The sequence below is a fragment of the Vibrio sp. J2-3(2022) genome, from assembly GCF_021725735.1.
Classification (GTDB): domain Bacteria; phylum Pseudomonadota; class Gammaproteobacteria; order Enterobacterales; family Vibrionaceae; genus Vibrio; species Vibrio diabolicus.
On sequence record NZ_JAKKCK010000001.1, the window covers coordinates 758,245 to 774,266 of the forward strand.

Sequence of the window (16,022 nt, forward strand, 5' to 3'; positions counted from 1 at the left end):
TGAGATGGATACACTGGTAAAGAATTACAACCTTACTGCACGCGTGATGCACTGGTTATCTGCGCTGTGCATTATTGGTCTATTTGCAGTGGGTTTGTGGATGGTCGACCTTAGCTATTACAGCGAATGGTATCGAACTGCGCCACATTACCATCGCTCTGTCGGTATTTTACTCGCTATTTTAACTTTGGCACGCATTGTATGGAAACATGTTACGTCGTCACCAAAGGTAGAAGGCAAACCTTACGAAGTGCTTGCTGCTAAAGCGGCGCATGGTGTTATGTACCTACTATTGGTCACCATCTTTGTTTCAGGTTACCTCATTTCAACGTCTGATGGACGCGGTATCGAAGTGTTTAATTGGTTTACCGTGCCAGGAGCGGGAGAGTTATTCCCAGGACAATCAGACATAGCGGGTGAAATTCACTTCTACGCAGCTTGGGCCGTCATCCTGATAGCAGGTTTGCACGCTATTGCTGCGCTAAAACACCACTTTATCGATAAAGACAACACATTAAGAAAAATGTTAGGAGCTTCAAAATGAAAAAGTCACTCTTCGCTACAGGATTAGCTATCGCTATGGCACTACCATTTGGTGCGCAAGCTGCAGATTATGTCATCGATACCAAAGGTGCTCACGCTTCAATTAACTTTAAAGTTAGTCACTTGGGTTACAGCTTCATCAAAGGTCGTTTCAATACATTTTCTGGTGACTTTTCTTTTGATGAGAACAACATTGCTGATTCAAAAGTGAATGTTGTTGTTGATACAACTAGCTTAGACTCCAACCACGCTGAACGTGACAAGCACATTCGTAGTGGTGACTTCATTGATGCTGGTAAATACAGCGAAGCGACCTTTAAAAGCACAAAAGTGGTTGATAAAGGCAATGGCAAGCTAGATGTAACTGGTGATCTAACGCTACACGGTGTTACTAAGCCTATTACTATCGAAGCTGAATTTGTTGGCGCAGGTAGTGACCCATGGGGTGGTGAGCGCGCTGGCTTCGTTGGTAACACTCGCCTCGAGCTTGCTGACTTTGATATCCCAGTAATGGGTGCTTCAAGCTATGTTGATATGGAACTTCATATCGAAGGCGTTAAGAAGTAACGAACTTCTTTTAGATACAGTAAAAGCGCTCTTCAACGGAAGAGCGCTTTTTTATTACCTCAATCACAATCGACAACATTGGCAAGCCAGTCAGTGACAGCGATTGAAAGCCAACAGACGTTGCAAGCGTTTAATGAATTACGCTGTTTCTAACTCGTTTTTTTCTACTAGGTTTAAACGCTCACCAAAAATCGGGCGTAGTGCTTTTAATACTTCAGTACGAGTAACAACACCGACCATCTGGCCATTTTCAAGTACAGGAAGTACTTGTGGCTTGCTCACTTTGATGCTTTTTGCGCGTTCTTCTAAAGATAAAGACGTCATGCGAGTGGCGATGCCCATGCTGCTCGTTGGGTACAACTGCTCTTTATCGATACATAGGAACTCTACAACATCAACGAGACGGTCACCAGCATCAATTGCGACCACATCGCGGCTCATGATGTCGACGACTTTTTGGTCTTTCACCGGAATGTAGTCCTCACACCATAGTTCTACCATCACATCGTGAGCAGAGAAGAAGCCAACCAATCGATTTTGTACGTCTACAACAGGTGCGCTAGTTACGTTGTTATCAAGTAGCACATCCAGTGCGATTGCTATCGGGGTTTCTGCACTGATGGTAACTGGTTTTGGGTTCATAATGTCTTTAACAAAAGATGCGTTTTTCATGGTGAAATCCTTAACTGACGAGAGTGTTGTAGTCGTTGTGATAGAAGAGATATTCGCTGCTTTTAGTTCTGGTCGGCGAAAAATACACCAGTTTGCAAGACCAACTAAAACCGCTCCGCCGACGATGTTGCCAAGCGTGACAGGAATTAAGTTAGCGGTAATAAAGTGGCCAATATTTAAGTCTGCGTACTGTGAAGCGGGCACACCGACGGAGGACCAAAAAGACTCAGGTGCAAAATTCGCGATAACAATGCCAAGTGGAACCATAAACATGTTCGCGACACAGTGTTCAAAGCCACTGCTGACAAACATGGCCACAGGCATGATTGTCATTGCTGCTTTTGTCATTGCATTTGCAGAGCTAAACGTTAACCAAATCGCGAGGCAGACCAATAGGTTACAAAGGATGCCGAGCGCAAACGCCTGAATGAGAGTGTGATGAAGCTTGTGCTGCGCGATGTTAAGCGCATTTAACCCCCATTGACCGCTATCCATTTGATAAAGACCAGCTGCAGTAACTAGCGCAAGTAGGAACATCGCACCAATGAAGTTGCCAACGTAAACCTTGCCCCAAATAGAAAGCATTTTTCCGAACGAGATTTGCTTATTGGCCCATGAGATACTGGAAAGAACTGAGCTGGTAAATAGTTCACCGCCGCAGATCACGATGAGGATCAAGCCCATACTAAATGCTAATCCGCCAGCAAGACGGCTTAAGCCCCAACCAGCGCCAGCGCTGCCAGTAGTCACCGTGATGTAAAACAAGAACGCCAATCCAATGAACGCGCCCGCCATGATGGCAAGACTCAGTGTCATACTGCTGGTTTTGTTTGCTTTACTTAACGCAAATTTTTCCGCTTCAGCCATCATTTCTTTTGGAGAAAAGTACTGGTGATTTTGAGAGCTGGTCACCGCCATATTGACTCCTTAATTTGTAATCGCATAAAAATTCCTTGGTTATTAACTCAAAAATGAAATTGTTGTTTTTATTTAGAAGCCTCAATGACTTCAGTCTCAAAGTCATTGAGGCTTGCGGTGTTCCCGAACCGCACAGTCAGAATAAGGAGAAGGGTTTGGTAGGTAAAATTGATAATATTTAGAAACCTCATCAAATTAATTGATAACTTTATGCGGCTAGGTAAAATGAACTCTATTGCTTATTGGGGCATGTTTTTAACGATTGTGAGGGTATGAAAAATACTCACCAATAATGGAGGACACTTTGCGCTACTCACTTAAGCAATTAGCGGTTTTTGACGCAGTTGCAGATACCGGCAGTGTAAGCCAGGCCGCAGAGAAACTGGCTTTGACACAATCAGCGACAAGTATGTCGCTTGCGCAATTAGAAAAAATGCTTGGCAGGCCTTTATTTGAGAGGCAAGGCAAGCAAATGGCGTTAACCCATTGGGGTATGTGGTTACGACCAAAAGCAAAACGCTTATTACAAGACGCACTGCAGATAGAAATGGGCTTTTATGAGCAACATTTGTTAAGCGGTGAGATTCGCATGGGCGCGAGTCAAACTCCGGCAGAGCATCTGGTTCCAGACCTTATCAGTATCATTGATAATGACTTTCCAGAAATGCGTATTTCCCTTGGTGTGCAGAGTACAAAAGGGGTTATTGATGGCGTATTAGATTATAAATATGACTTAGGGATCATCGAGGGGCGTTGTGACGATAACCGTTTGCACCAAGAAGTCTGGTGCCGAGACCATCTTACTGTTGTCGCTGCTTCTCATCATCCTTTTGCTCGCAATCAATCTGTAAGCCTCGCGCAGTTAGAACAAGCGAAGTGGGTGTTGAGAGAGCATGGCTCTGGCACACGAAAAACATTTGATAGCTCTATTCATCATCTAATTGAAGATTTGGATGTGTGGCGAGAGTACGAGCACGTTCCGGTGTTACGCAGCTTAGTTGCTAACGGCCAGTACCTTACTTGTTTACCGTATTTAGATGTAGAGCGATATATAGAAGCGGGTCATCTTGTTGCGTTAAATGTGCCCGAGCTAAAAATGGAAAGGACACTTTCATTTATATGGCGAGCTGATATGGCAGAAAACCCACTAGTCGACTGCATTAAACGAGAAGGTCTGCGAATGATGAAAGGTAAGCCTTCGGTATTGTAAGTTACCACTCAAATAAACTCTAGAAGTACAGCAATGCCACTCGCTTAATTGTGAGTGGCATATTTCTATGTACAGTATACTGAACTTCGAAGAATAAGCGTGATTCAGGAGCTTTTATGCACTCACTTGGTGATCCATGATTCTGCACGCCGATATTAGCTTCCTAGTCTCGTTAAAGCTTGCTGGAGTGACCTATTGGAACTATCCAACACACATCCTTTTTACCTAACACTAGAAATACTCATTCCCTAAATCTGTTGATTTATCGGTTGCGTCAAACTTTTAGTGCAAGTCATGAAATTGTTATAACCTTATTGTGATCATTATCACCGATAAACAAGACTGATGTATCTAACATGTGTCCTTGATTTCAATGTATGAAGGCAGTTATTGAGCCATATGGGTACGATAATAGCCAAGCAGGTACGACTACCATGACGACACTTTTAGCTATCTCTATCACTACTGGAATTTTATCTGGCGTATGGGGTTGGATCGCCATTTCTTTAGGTTTGCTTTCTTGGGCTGGTTTTTTAGGTTGCACGAGCTACTTTGCTGCGCCAACTAGCGGATTGAAAGGACTTGGTATCAGCTTAATCACTAATATGACGGGTGTATTCTGGGCAATGGTAATTATCCACGGTTCAACTTACGTTGGTTTGGAAATTATCGGTTATGTGATTACCGCTATTGTGGCATTTTTCATGTGTATTCAAGCGAAACAGGCTTGGCTCGCGTACATTCCAGGCACTTTTATTGGTTCCTGTGCAACATTTGCCGCTGATGGAAACTGGCAACTTGTCATTCCATCTTTGCTGCTAGGTGGTGTGTTTGGTTATCTAATGAAAGCGACTGGACTTTGGTTGCATACGAAATCAAGCACTACTTCTTCTACGCTTGCTGAGCAAGCACAGTAGTGAACCCCCGATCTTATTTGTATCCACTGTGTATTGAGTTTTATCCCTCTCAATACCTTTAATCAAAATTAATGATGTTTGATACAAGCACACCAATTTGGTGTGCTTTTTTTGTATTACAAGGCAAGGTGTGAGTGTGAAATACTCTAACTCATGTATTGCCGTTTGCCATGGTGACAACGCGCTTAAGTGTCCAACGCAGAAGTACAGGAATGCACTCCATACCTCTCTCTTCACAGTGGGAGACAATGGCCAAAGCTAAGTCCGGTTTTGCATGCTTTTTCAAAACACGGTTTACGACTTTTTTAGCTGGGATAGGGTGATCATGAGGAACTTTGATGATGTCCTTAAAGAAAAGTTCAAACCCATGATTGTATAGAAAATGTTCGATGTCTCGATCAGGTAACTCTGTAAGTCTATGCCTTTCCTGATCATGATCGAGTTGCGCTCTCACGGCATGTGCGTACTTTTTACCTGCCGGGTCACCATCGGTAACAACATGCCAGTCGATACCGAACTCTTTTGCTACTTTGATCAGTGATTTCAGCCCTGACTGCGCAAATTCAACGATTTGAACTCCTTCCGCAGCTAAATCATATCCGCATTGACGAGCCAATTCATGAAATAACCAAACTTCAGTTTCGCCTTCTACGAGCAACCAACACCTCGCAAACAACGCCCCTGAGCGATGAAAACGAATGTGGAAACCAATTCGGCGTAACTCATCTCTGCCAAACTTGGCAGAGTTTAAACTTTTGGCAATGGTTCGGTCTGACAAGCGAATCAAACGTCGGATTGAATAAAGTGGAACCGAGCCAAGTAACGTACCGCTGTTGGTAGTTAAAATCTTTTGCATTGGCAACAACTGCAATAATGACCACGCTCTAGCGAGATGAGTCGGATGTAGTCGGCCTTCTGGATCTTCGATGATCAGTATCGGTCTTGCACAGCGTCTTAAATCGGTAGGGCCTTTTGCTTGAAGGTAAGCATTGAGAAGCCCCATTAAAAGCAAACGGCTTTGTTTATCATTTGTTTCCTTAAGGAATTGACTTAATCCTTTATCAGAGGAAGGGCTTGTATAAAAAAGACCATCACGAGGTTTTCGTGGGTTACCTTTGCTGACACTGCGGAACGCAAAATAGTGTTCGACAAGTGTTTGCATTGAATCGAGACTACTGCGAATCTCACCCTTGTTTACGTGCCCAGGCATCGCCAATAGCCGTCGACAGGTGTTATTGATTCGTTTTTCAATCCTAGCATTTTTGCTGTCGCCGTTGACGTGGTTTAGATCTGGAAAGCGTCGGGAGTCTCGTAGGCGGATAACAGGGTGAAGAGTCATCAACTCTACGGCGAGTTTCTCAGAGTGGTGCAGTTTCTTCGGCTTACCGTTGTGATCCAAAAATGCGTATTCAGTTTTAATATCATACTCGTCGCGAGACGCACTAATTCGATAGTAAATGACCTGCTCACCATCCTCGTTTGTGCACCATGCAGGTTTTATCCGTCGATAACGCCCAGCTTTTACTTCGTTCTTGTCTTGTGCTTTAAAGCAAACAATGATCTGCAAGTGTTGGGTTTGTGGATGAGAAATTGAATAATCAACGTGAAAATCTTTTAATTCGAATTGATACAATGAGCCATTAGCAGGTAGCGCGATAGAAAGGGCATCGAGCAATGATGATTTGCCCCACGTGTTCTCACCGATGAGCGTAGTGAGTTCGTCAAAAGAGAGTGAAAGGCGTTTGATGCCTCTAAACCCGGAGATTTCGATGCGTTCTAGTCTCATCTCAATCCTCCTTGCAATTATTTGAATTATAGAGAGTTATTTTGCTACTCCTAAGCATATATTAATTCGAAATATTGGAGTTAAGCTCAGTTCACAAAATTACGAGAGCCCCTTACTGAATAGAGACCGCAACAAGCGACGCTTGCTTTCAAAAGTAGTGTAGATAGCATCGTGATCACTTAAACATGAAATCAAAAAATCACAGTTTCATAAAATTCATGATTCTGTCATGATTCACTTCTTATTATTATAAGGAATGAAAAGAGAGAAGATGAAGATGAATAACAATCATAAGCCAGTGAGAATCAAACTGGCACACATCAATGACACACATTCCTACTTTGAGCCAACGTCATTACAGTTAAAGCTTAAGATCAACAATGAACTCACGCTAGAGCCATACGTGAGTGCTGGCGGGTTTTCTCGCATCGCAACCCGAGTAGAGCAGCTACGAGACGACGCTCAACGTCAAGGGCATGGGATGTTATTTCTCCATGCTGGAGACTGTTTCCAAGGCACACTTTATTTCTCATTATTTAAAGGTAAAGCCAACGCCGATCTGTTGAATGCGTTAAAGATTGATGCGATGGCGTTAGGCAACCATGAATTGGATATGGGTAATGAACCTGTTGCCTTATTCTGTCAACGCACTCAGTTTCCATTGCTTGCTGGTAACTGGGATCTATCAAATGAATCGCTTCAAAAGCCTCACCGAGTCAGCGATAGCAACAATGTGTATAGCTATCAAACGGAGACACAAAGCGCACAATACATCGTCAAAGAGTTTCATGGAGAGCAGGTTGCGATTTTCGGATTATCCATTGATAAAATGAGCGATATCGCGAACCCAGATGCAGATACGCCATTTAAGTCTGCAATTGAAACCGCTAAGGCGACCGTAAAACAAATTCACTCCTCTGGCATTAAAAATGTCATTCTTCTGAGTCACTTAGGTTATGAAGGTGATTTAGAGTTAGCTGAACAAGTTGAGGGGATTGGTATTATTGTTGGTGGACATAGCCACCGACTGCAAGGCGATTTCTCATCAATAGGTTTAGGGCAAGATGACCCTTATGGTATCAAAGTAAAAGATACCTACGTTGTGCAAGCGGGCTTTCATGCTTTGACTATGGGGCACTGCGTCATTGAATTTGATGAAAACGGCAAAGCAACCATGCTGAGTGGTCAAAATGAACTGTTACTTGGCCGACGTATTTTTTGGGACTCGACACTAAATCAACAGCTTGACCAAGGCGTATTCGAAACCGCGTGTGACTTTATCCATGGCCAACCTAATGTGGTGGTCTGTAAGAAACACCCGGAGACTCAAGCAATCCTAAGTGATAAATACATCCCTCGGGTAAGACAGTTACAGTCACAAGTCATTGCTAGTATTGACACCAAAAAGCGTCATGTGCGAATCCCAGATGAGTTTGGTGAGAGCGAGCTGGCTTCTTCTGTTGCTCGTTCATTTTTGTACAGCCTAAATAAACGCGGGCATGAGGTTCAATTTGCGATTCATAATGCGGGTGGCGTGCGAACATCATTGAATCCTGGCAACATCACAGTGGCAGATATTGCCGGACGGTTGTTGCCTTTTGCCGTTCCGATCGGCTTTTACGACGTAAAAGGCAGTGCTATTCGCCGAGCACTTGAAGGCGCCATAAACAATGCACTCAACAATGATGTGGAAGGTACTGGCTCTGGCAGTTATCCATACACTTACAATTTAAACTTTGAGTACCGAGCTGATGCCCCTAAAGGTGAAAGAATTCAGTCATTAGCAATTTTTGATGGTCAACAATGGGTCGACGTTCAAGACGACACCTGGTATCGAGGCACTTCCTCCGCTTATACCATGAAAGGGAAAGAAGGTTACGATGCGCTACTGGAGATGAAAGGCGAGGGGCGTGTAACCAACTTATCCATGGCAGACTGTTTTATTGAACTTCTGACCGATGAGCCAAACTGCTTGAATCAAAGTCACAAACTTTATACACAGCAACACAGGTAGTAGATATTGGTATCGATTTTGCTGTCTTTCAATTGCTACATGCGATGATGAGGGTGGCAGTATGTGGAATAAAGATTGGACAGATACGGCAGTGGTGGTTGCTTGGGTCGCAATTTGGTCAACGTTAGTTTACTTTGTACCTTTGAGCGGTTTTTGAATTGCTAATAACACGGAAGTTAGGAAAGGAGCAGTTATGCTCCTTTTTTTGTGTCTATGCTCTCAGAGACATCGCTCCGACTCTTAAATGTATCACCTTGAGTCACTTGCTGATCTTTACATCTAACAAAAGTTCACGAGGTTGAACCAATTCCTTTGTTTTTATATTTCTTTCTGATTTTTAATAAGAATTTTATTTCGATTGGACAAAGCTTTTTTGTTGGAAAGCGTTACATTCGGCGTTATCATTGCGGCGTTTGGGGAGTAGTTAGCGCAAGTTTACTTATCGTCATCTCGTTAAGCATCAGCTTATCCGGTAAGTAAAGGTGTTGCGTGATTCATCCACGCCGACACTTCAACGAGACCAACGCATTCATTGACTGGCAGCACATGATTACTATGTGACTGCTTGTTGTTATTGTCTGCGGAAGGTCACCAAACTCATGTCCTTCCGCCATGGGAGGAAGCATGTCTCTTATCGAAAGTACCACCCAATTGAGCCAATCGGCACCACTTCAAGAGTCATTAGCGATGTATGGCGCTTTTGGTCTTTTTACACTTGCTCTTGTTGCGCTTGATATCTATCAAACGCGTGGTGGCGTTATAACAATGAAAAAAGCCATCCTTTGGAGTGTTTTTTGGTTCTTACTTGCCTTTGTTTTTGCAGGTTCTATCTATTTATTCTGGGACTTTTACGCACCGCACAGCTCTTATACGAACGATAAAGCAACGGTTTCATTCTTAACAGGCTACTTACTAGAGAAGTCGCTAAGCGTGGATAACTTGTTTGTGTTTGCCATCATCTTTGCACAATACAGTGTGCCGGAGCATTTGCGTCCGCGAGCGCTGCTTTGGGGCGTGATTGGTGCGTTAGTTCTACGGGCTATCATGATTGCGGTTGGTGCTCAGTTACTTGCGCAGTACCACTGGGTGTTGTACCTCTTTGCCGCATTCCTTATTTGGACAGGTATTAAGCTTGCTCGCGACAAAGGTGAAGCAGAAGAGGTTAACCCATACCCTGAGCAGTTTATTCGCAGAATATTGCCAGTTACGGATGATTACCAAGGAAATCACTTAATCTTAAAGCAAGCTGGTAAGTGGGTGGCAACACCAATGCTGATCGTAGTCGGTGTAATTGCAGTGATGGACGTAATGTTTGCACTGGATTCTATACCTGCCATATTCGCGGTAACACGAGAGCCATTTTTAGTCTTAGCCGCGAACGTGTTTGCACTGTTGGGTTTGCGATCTTTGTACTTTGTTCTGCAAGCGATGTTAGACAAGTTTGTGTACTTAAAACCAGCATTATCGGTGATCATGATGTTTATCGGTGTAAAGATGTTATTGGTGGGAACAGAGTATGAGATTCCGACAACGTGGTCACTCACATTCTTAATCGTTGTGATGACATCAGCGGTTGTGGCATCGCTCCTCAAAAATAAGTCGAACAGTCGCTCTAGCGTTAAAATTACTAATCAAAAAATATAAGTAAAGCGCTAAAAATAAAATAAACAACGAAACTTAATGTTAAAAATATGTTGTTAGTCTAGATGGGTTTATGCAGGTAACGTTAAGTTATTCAACATAATTAGACAGTTTATGACTATTTATGCTGTTATTATTCATTTGTATTTTTGATGTTTGTAATGGACTTGTTTTATTAGATAATCTAATCCGAATGGGTAAAATTTGTCATTTCTTAAACAATAAGAAACTGACTAATATACAACCAACAAAACAGACTACTGCTTTAAAGAGAGGCAATCATGGCACAAGCAATGCAAATGACAAATGTAGCTTTACCAACCTCTATGGATAAGAAAACCTACGCGGTTAACTTCAAAGGACTGATTGCTCACTTACTAGACATTCTATTCGTAGATAATACTGCACCACGCAGTTACTATGCGGAAGATTTGTCAGCCCACATTCAAAAAGATATCGGTATGTACCGTTAATCTTGAAATAATGAATGAAAATACCGGCCTATAAGCCGGTATTTTTTTAGCTGCTCAAACGTGAATAACGGAGCTAGAACTCTATACAGAGTCAATACCGGAGTAGAGGAGCTTATTCCAAATGGGTGTTCATTAGAAATGAAAACGGGGCACTAATAGTGCCCCGTTTTGACTTGTAGAGTAATACGATATTACTTCTTACGGCAGTATTCTGCGATCACGTACATTGACTGACCGCCATTTGCCTTACCCGAAACCAGTTTCGGATCATCACCAAGGCTGATACCACGGATCACTGTGCCTTGTTTGATTACTTGGTTAGTGCCTTTAACTGGTAGGTCTTTGATTACCGTTACATCGTCACCTTTCTTAAGTTCAGTGCCGTTGCAATCCAACGTTTTGTCATCATCAGACATACCCTTCATCGCCCAGTTCATTTGCTCTTCTTCCATGTACATCATGTCAAGAGCATCTTGAGCCCAGCTTTCAGAGTTTAGGCGAGTGAGTTGGCGCCATGCTGTCACTTGTACTGCAGGAACCTGGCTCCACATGCTTTCGTTTAGACAACGCCAATGGTTAATGTCTTTTGGCTCATCGATCTCACCCAGACACTTATCACAAACCATGATAGCAGTATCAACGGTCACGTTACCGTGAGGTGGGACAGCGTATGCTGTTAGTTGAGATTCAGAAGAACACAGTTCACATTTTGACTCGCAGCGCGCAAGCAGAGTAGCTTCAATAGACATAAGGACTCACCTTAGTAATGTTATTTTGTGGCGGTATTATCCACTTTATCCTGAGAAATAAAAGGGTGTTAGCGAATTAAAGCCGAGATTTTACAATATTCCAACCTGATTAGGGTGAAGATGTAAAATATTCGCTAAACAAATAATACCTGTATATAAGAAAATGCATTGATTGCTTTGGGTGATGAATTGGTTGCTTCATTTCTTGAGGAAGTTAGAGGTTCGTTGGGAGTATTAACTGCGCTCAGAAGTATGGGGAGAGCCCTCTAAATACATAGAGGGCATGTTGCTAGCGTTCAATAATCTGCACAATTTGATCTTTTGAAATGCTCATTTCTTTCCCATCCATGTCTTCATACTCGTACATACCCGTTTCTTCGTTAAGGTCTGGTTTACCGTAAGAAGTAATAATTTTTCCTTCATTTGTCGACATAAGATATTGGCTACTTCCGCATGCAGCAAGAAGTAAAGCAGTGGCCATTATAGTGAATATGCGCATAGAGTTTTCCTTTCAAACAAGTAAGTTAGGTACGACACCGATTTAACTATAGCAAAGGATATACGGGACGGTTTTTATGATAGAGAACGAAAAAGCCCAGTCGAAACTGGGCTTTGGTAAGAGAGGTGATACGATTACTTCAGAACGGAAGTATTAGTCACACCCGTTAAAGTGTCATCCATTAAGAAGTCTGTGTTTTCCATTTGCATCTCAACGTGATGGTCAATATCAGAAAGTGTGCCATTTGGAGAAACAAACGTAATGTGCGATGCAGTAGCGTTATACTGCACAAAGCTTGCCATTGGAGACACTGCTGTATTAGCACTGTTTACGGTCGTTAAACCTAGCTTAGCTGCTAGAGGCTCAGTCCCGGCAAACGGTGCATTTGGAACGCTGTTTGGTACATTGCCATCGCCATCAACCTCGGTCATCAGGAATGGTGTTGTTAGTGAACCAGAAGCAACTAAATCTGACGCGTTTGTGAACGGGTCTACGGTATCTAGCGTGGTTTGTGCCGCGTAGATAAACTGCGAGAAGCCAGCTTCTAGTGTTGCTAACTGAGTTTCTGTTGCTGCGGCCTCAAAAGCTTCGTAACACGTTTTATCTTCCAATTGTGTACATGACGCATCTGCATAACTCGCGTAGTCTGCAGACGCAGCATATGCTAAGTTATGCCTGATCTGAGCGCCATAGGCTTCTGAACCTAGTAACAAATTGCCGATTTGGCCACCAGAGTTCTGTACAGAAGCAGAGCTAAATGTGTAAAGTGCATCTGCGTTGGGGCTACCTAGCGTGTTATTTGCTGCTGCCACGGCAGATGTAGCCACAATACCGCCAAGTGAATGACCTAACATTTTGACTTTAGAACCCGTCATTGGGTTAAAGCCTTGCAGAGGCCCTTCTGCCAACAGACCACCTTGCGCCGATACCACTAAGCTCGCGCGTAAACCCAATACATCCAGTACACTTTGGCGTAGGTTATCACGAGCGATTGCCAAGTTAGAAAGATTTAGATACGCCAAGATATTAGCATTAGCTGAACGTTGCTCATCTAAGCTACGTGTGCCGTGAATAGGTAAGTCGATAGCAATAACAGCGACACCTGCTTTCACCATATTAAACGCGAAGGCATATGAATCCTCTTTTGCTGAAGTGATGCCGTGTTGATAAATCACAACGTCGGTCGCGACACCAGATTTAGGTGTGAAGACAAGTACTTCGACATCTTCTACCGATTTGACGACTGGAACTGGGGAGTAGCGAGTCACAATACGTTCACTGTCGAGTTGGGTACCATCGCTTAATGTGAGTTTAGCACCCACCAGTTTTAGCTGCTCTGTAGGATCGGTTGCAAGCTTTGTCACGTCAACAGGGTTATTTGCGAAAACGCCAGTTGATAGCTGCTGAACCATGTTCGCTTGCTCGTTCGGATCCGCCAGTGCTGCACTTAGCTTCGCTAGGCTTGGCATCGCAGATACCATTGGCTGCATGTTCCAGTTTGCCCCTTTTTCTAGATAATGAGGCAGTCTGACCACACCTTGAGTCACATTTACATCGGCACCTGACTTCGCATAAAGGCCTTTAATTGCCGTTTTTGCCGCGTCTAGATCACTAACGTACTTACTAAAGTCATCGTCAGAGTCTAGCGCAGTGCTAAAGTCTTGGGTTGCACCAAGTGTCATTGTGTAGGCTGTTGATAAATCTACTGAACCTTCGTTCGCATCGTTTTTGTAAACGGCGTTTAGTGTATTTGCACCCGTTGAGAAACCGGTTGCTGTTACACCTTTAACCGCCGCCAAAGTATCACCTACAGACTGAGTGCTGAACCATGAGGAGTAAACGATGTCGTCAGGGTTAACTTGAGCTAGACCAAAAATGCCTTCCACCGCTTGTGTCACCGCTTGAATAGAAGCAAGAGCACCAGTTTCATAAACGATTTCTTTCGATTTACCTGTCGCGTAACTGGCTGATGTACCGATTGGCTCACCATTCACGTCAGTAACATCTTGTGTTACTGCAAAAATGTACTCGCTTGACTCATCAAGCGCATCCATGAACTGGATATATAGAGAGTTGCCTTTTGCTTGAACAACGTAGTCTTGGTTCTGAACGAGAACTTCTTCGATTGGGTTAGACTTACCATCCCACTCGGTCAAACGTTGATTAATCTTGATGACTTTAATACCAGACGGCAGCATACCCGTTGCAAAACCATCGCCTTTAAAGTTCAGAACGATTGGCATAGACGTTGACCATCCATCCATCGTATTCATCGAGGCTCTAGGGTTGGTTAAGGCATCATCACCGTCAGTTGGCAGACCAAGCGTGCCATCTGTTGTGTCCATTAATAAGTAAGAGGGCGCAGGTACATCCGCATTCGCCCCTTGAAGCGTAAAGCTGATAGATGTTCCACGGTCGAGCAGTGCTTGGACTTCATCTTCAAATTGAACTTTGTCGGAAGTACCAGAGCTTGATGTATTATCACCACAACCAGCAAGAAGGATTGCAGAACAAAGCATTGATAATTTAAACGTGTGTTTCATTGGTTTACTCCGTAATCCCATTATTTGAAGGTGTAGTTCATCTGTACCGCGCTGATGTAAGCAGTACCTTCAGAGTCGAACTTGATCTCTTCATCCTGAGCATTTGTCTCGGTGAAAGAGCCTGATTTACTCTTAACAAGTGCAAAGCCTGCATCGAAAGTTAAATTCTCATTCATTGCGTAAGTCAGGCCCGCGCTGTACCAAAAACGGTCACTGTCAGGGATGCTCAATGTGGCTTCACCTGCTTGTTCGTCGTATGCAAAGCCCGCACGGAATGTCCAATCCGCATTGAGGGTGTAAGTGGCACCAATAGAATAACGATTGTTGTCTTCGTATTTCTCTGGTTTGTAGAAACATTGACCAGCAGTTCCATCATTACATTGAGGACTCGTCGCTTTCAGTTCTTTAAATGTGCTCCAATCGGTCTGTTGCCAGCCGTAATGTACTGCCCATTGTTCATTCAGTTGATGGAAAGCCGATAATTCGATAATTGAAGGGAGAGAGATTTTTAAACGGCCATCCACTTTTGGTGATGGAGCTCGGCCTGAGTCGTAACTACTAAACTCACCGTCGTCAAAATCTAGATCAACTTTAGAACGGTAACCAAAGCCAAAACGGTTGTTTTCATTTAGCTCGTACAAAGCGCCAATATTCCAACCCCAAGCAAAAGTTTCGCCTTCCATGCCGACAAGGTTATCGGACTTATTACCACCTAAAATACGGGCGAGTGCGCCTTTGTGACGAGTCAGCTCCGCTTCCGCGTACACTAGGTTGATACCGCCACCGACACTGAAAGACTCGTTAATACGGTAAGCGACATTAGGATTAATGTTTACTGAAAGTAGGGAAGTGTCACCCGCCATGTCACCTGCAGAAATATCATCTGGATAATCAGTAGCAACACCGTATGTTGTGAACATACCGATACCCCAAGCCCAGTTATCGTTGATAGGGCTGATGTAATAACCCGCTGGCACGACTTGTAAAGGGGCAACATCTTTTGCATGTTCTTTGTTAACCGTGTCATACACATCGACTTCAGGATCGATGATAGATAACGCGCCCGAGAATTGAGCTTCTTTGAAAAGCGTCATCGCTGCTGGGTTTCGTGCAAGAACGCTGGCATTGTCTGCGACCGCTCCTTCACCTGAAAATGCTCGACCAAGACCAGATGCTGAATGCTCAGCTACCTGGAAGCCCGCTGAATGGGCATTACACGCAAACAATATTGAAATTGTAAGCAGAGAGCAGTGCTTCTTGTTCATCCTTGACCCTCCTAGGGTGTCATAGTGTTGGACCGAAGTCCTTGTAATTGTTGTGTGATACTTACACCAGTTGTTAATACGTGAAACACAACCGTGATGTAAATGTAATGTTAATTGTATGTTTAATAACTTGTCAAAGTTTGAGCGTATTTTGCGTTTTAAATATGATGCATAGGTCAAACGGTGATTCGTAAGGGCATGTATTATCGTTATATTTTTTAAGAG

The 16,022-nt window shown here is 43.4% G+C and carries 13 protein-coding genes; 7 read left to right on the forward strand and 6 right to left on the reverse strand.

Annotation, left to right across the window (positions count from 1 at the left end; translation table 11 throughout):
- Nucleotides 1-4: 4 nt before the first annotated feature.
- Both L3V27_RS03265 and L3V27_RS03270 read left to right on the forward strand, forming a co-directional pair.
- On the forward strand, nt 5-544 hold the full coding sequence (locus L3V27_RS03265) for a cytochrome b (RefSeq protein WP_048625024.1): 540 nt from the start codon (nt 5-7) through the stop codon (nt 542-544).
- Nucleotides 541-1,110, forward strand: coding sequence for a YceI family protein (locus tag L3V27_RS03270; protein ID WP_005395526.1), 570 nt, complete (start codon nt 541-543; stop codon nt 1,108-1,110). Before L3V27_RS03265 ends, L3V27_RS03270 begins: the two co-directional genes overlap by 4 nt.
- A 138-nt stretch (nt 1,111-1,248) precedes the next feature.
- On the opposite strand, the gene focA is transcribed toward L3V27_RS03270, so the two are convergent.
- Entirely contained in the window at nt 1,249-2,700 is a 1,452-nt protein-coding gene (focA, locus tag L3V27_RS03275) for a formate transporter FocA (RefSeq protein WP_237311022.1), read from the reverse strand.
- A gap of 304 nt (nt 2,701-3,004) precedes the next feature.
- Here focA and L3V27_RS03280 point away from each other — a divergent pair, with 304 nt between their 5' ends.
- Both L3V27_RS03280 and L3V27_RS03285 read left to right on the forward strand, forming a co-directional pair.
- Entirely contained in the window at nt 3,005-3,910 is a 906-nt protein-coding gene (locus L3V27_RS03280; RefSeq protein ID WP_005395522.1) for a LysR substrate-binding domain-containing protein, read from the forward strand.
- Nucleotides 3,911-4,344: 434 nt separating this feature from the next.
- Nucleotides 4,345-4,827 carry a DUF1097 domain-containing protein gene (locus L3V27_RS03285; protein ID WP_005395520.1) on the forward strand — a complete coding sequence of 161 codons (483 nt, stop codon included), beginning with the start codon at nt 4,345-4,347 and terminating at the stop codon, nt 4,825-4,827.
- Between the two features lie 151 nt (nt 4,828-4,978).
- On the opposite strand, the gene L3V27_RS03290 is transcribed toward L3V27_RS03285, so the two are convergent.
- Nucleotides 4,979-6,613, reverse strand: a complete 1,635-nt coding sequence (locus L3V27_RS03290) for an ATP-dependent endonuclease (RefSeq protein WP_012842315.1) — start codon at nt 6,611-6,613, stop codon at nt 4,979-4,981.
- A 271-nt stretch (nt 6,614-6,884) separates the two neighbouring features.
- On the opposite strand from L3V27_RS03290, the gene L3V27_RS03295 reads away from it, so the two are divergent.
- From L3V27_RS03295 to L3V27_RS03305, 3 genes are all read left to right on the forward strand, one after another.
- Entirely contained in the window at nt 6,885-8,627 is a 1,743-nt protein-coding gene (locus L3V27_RS03295; RefSeq protein ID WP_237311023.1) for a bifunctional UDP-sugar hydrolase/5'-nucleotidase, read from the forward strand.
- Nucleotides 8,628-9,251: 624 nt separating this feature from the next.
- Complete coding sequence (locus L3V27_RS03300; RefSeq protein WP_104970688.1) at nt 9,252-10,271, forward strand: TerC family protein; 1,020 nt, start codon at nt 9,252-9,254, stop codon at nt 10,269-10,271.
- A gap of 278 nt (nt 10,272-10,549) precedes the next feature.
- The gene (locus L3V27_RS03305) at nt 10,550-10,741 is read left to right on the forward strand and encodes a hypothetical protein (RefSeq protein WP_005376351.1); all 192 of its coding nucleotides are present in this window, start codon (nt 10,550-10,552) and stop codon (nt 10,739-10,741) included.
- 191 nt (nt 10,742-10,932) lie between these two features.
- On the opposite strand, the gene L3V27_RS03310 is transcribed toward L3V27_RS03305, so the two are convergent.
- The 4 genes from L3V27_RS03310 to L3V27_RS03325 form a co-directional block, all read right to left on the reverse strand.
- Entirely contained in the window at nt 10,933-11,490 is a 558-nt protein-coding gene (locus L3V27_RS03310; RefSeq protein WP_005395511.1) for an alkylphosphonate utilization protein, read from the reverse strand.
- A 289-nt stretch (nt 11,491-11,779) separates the two neighbouring features.
- Nucleotides 11,780-11,989 carry a YgdI/YgdR family lipoprotein gene (locus L3V27_RS03315; protein WP_041853072.1) on the reverse strand — a complete coding sequence of 70 codons (210 nt, stop codon included), beginning with the start codon at nt 11,987-11,989 and terminating at the stop codon, nt 11,780-11,782.
- Nucleotides 11,990-12,123: 134 nt separating this feature from the next.
- On the reverse strand, nt 12,124-14,532 hold the full coding sequence (locus tag L3V27_RS03320) for a VolA/Pla-1 family phospholipase (protein WP_012842311.1): 2,409 nt from the start codon (nt 14,530-14,532) through the stop codon (nt 12,124-12,126).
- 20 nt (nt 14,533-14,552) lie between these two features.
- Nucleotides 14,553-15,797 carry an outer membrane protein transport protein gene (locus tag L3V27_RS03325; protein ID WP_012842310.1) on the reverse strand — a complete coding sequence of 415 codons (1,245 nt, stop codon included), beginning with the start codon at nt 15,795-15,797 and terminating at the stop codon, nt 14,553-14,555.
- Between the last annotated feature and the right edge of the window lie 225 nt (nt 15,798-16,022).

Bases quoted from the DNA above. Each gene is read 5' to 3' on its own strand.
- L3V27_RS03290 (WP_012842315.1), bottom strand. From the start codon at position 6,613: ATGAGACTAGAACGCATCGAAATCTCCGGGTTTAGAGGCATCAAACGC.
- L3V27_RS03295 (WP_237311023.1), top strand. From the start codon at position 6,885: ATGAAGATGAATAACAATCATAAGCCAGTGAGAATCAAACTGGCACAC.
- L3V27_RS03285 (WP_005395520.1), top strand. From the start codon at position 4,345: ATGACGACACTTTTAGCTATCTCTATCACTACTGGAATTTTATCTGGC.
- L3V27_RS03325 (WP_012842310.1), bottom strand. From the start codon at position 15,797: ATGAACAAGAAGCACTGCTCTCTGCTTACAATTTCAATATTGTTTGCG.
- L3V27_RS03270 (WP_005395526.1), top strand. From the start codon at position 541: ATGAAAAAGTCACTCTTCGCTACAGGATTAGCTATCGCTATGGCACTA.
- L3V27_RS03265 (WP_048625024.1), top strand. From the start codon at position 5: ATGGATACACTGGTAAAGAATTACAACCTTACTGCACGCGTGATGCAC.
- focA (WP_237311022.1), bottom strand. From the start codon at position 2,700: ATGGCGGTGACCAGCTCTCAAAATCACCAGTACTTTTCTCCAAAAGAA.
- L3V27_RS03310 (WP_005395511.1), bottom strand. From the start codon at position 11,490: ATGTCTATTGAAGCTACTCTGCTTGCGCGCTGCGAGTCAAAATGTGAA.
- L3V27_RS03300 (WP_104970688.1), top strand. From the start codon at position 9,252: ATGTCTCTTATCGAAAGTACCACCCAATTGAGCCAATCGGCACCACTT.
- L3V27_RS03315 (WP_041853072.1), bottom strand. From the start codon at position 11,989: ATGCGCATATTCACTATAATGGCCACTGCTTTACTTCTTGCTGCATGC.
- L3V27_RS03320 (WP_012842311.1), bottom strand. From the start codon at position 14,532: ATGAAACACACGTTTAAATTATCAATGCTTTGTTCTGCAATCCTTCTT.
- L3V27_RS03305 (WP_005376351.1), top strand. From the start codon at position 10,550: ATGGCACAAGCAATGCAAATGACAAATGTAGCTTTACCAACCTCTATG.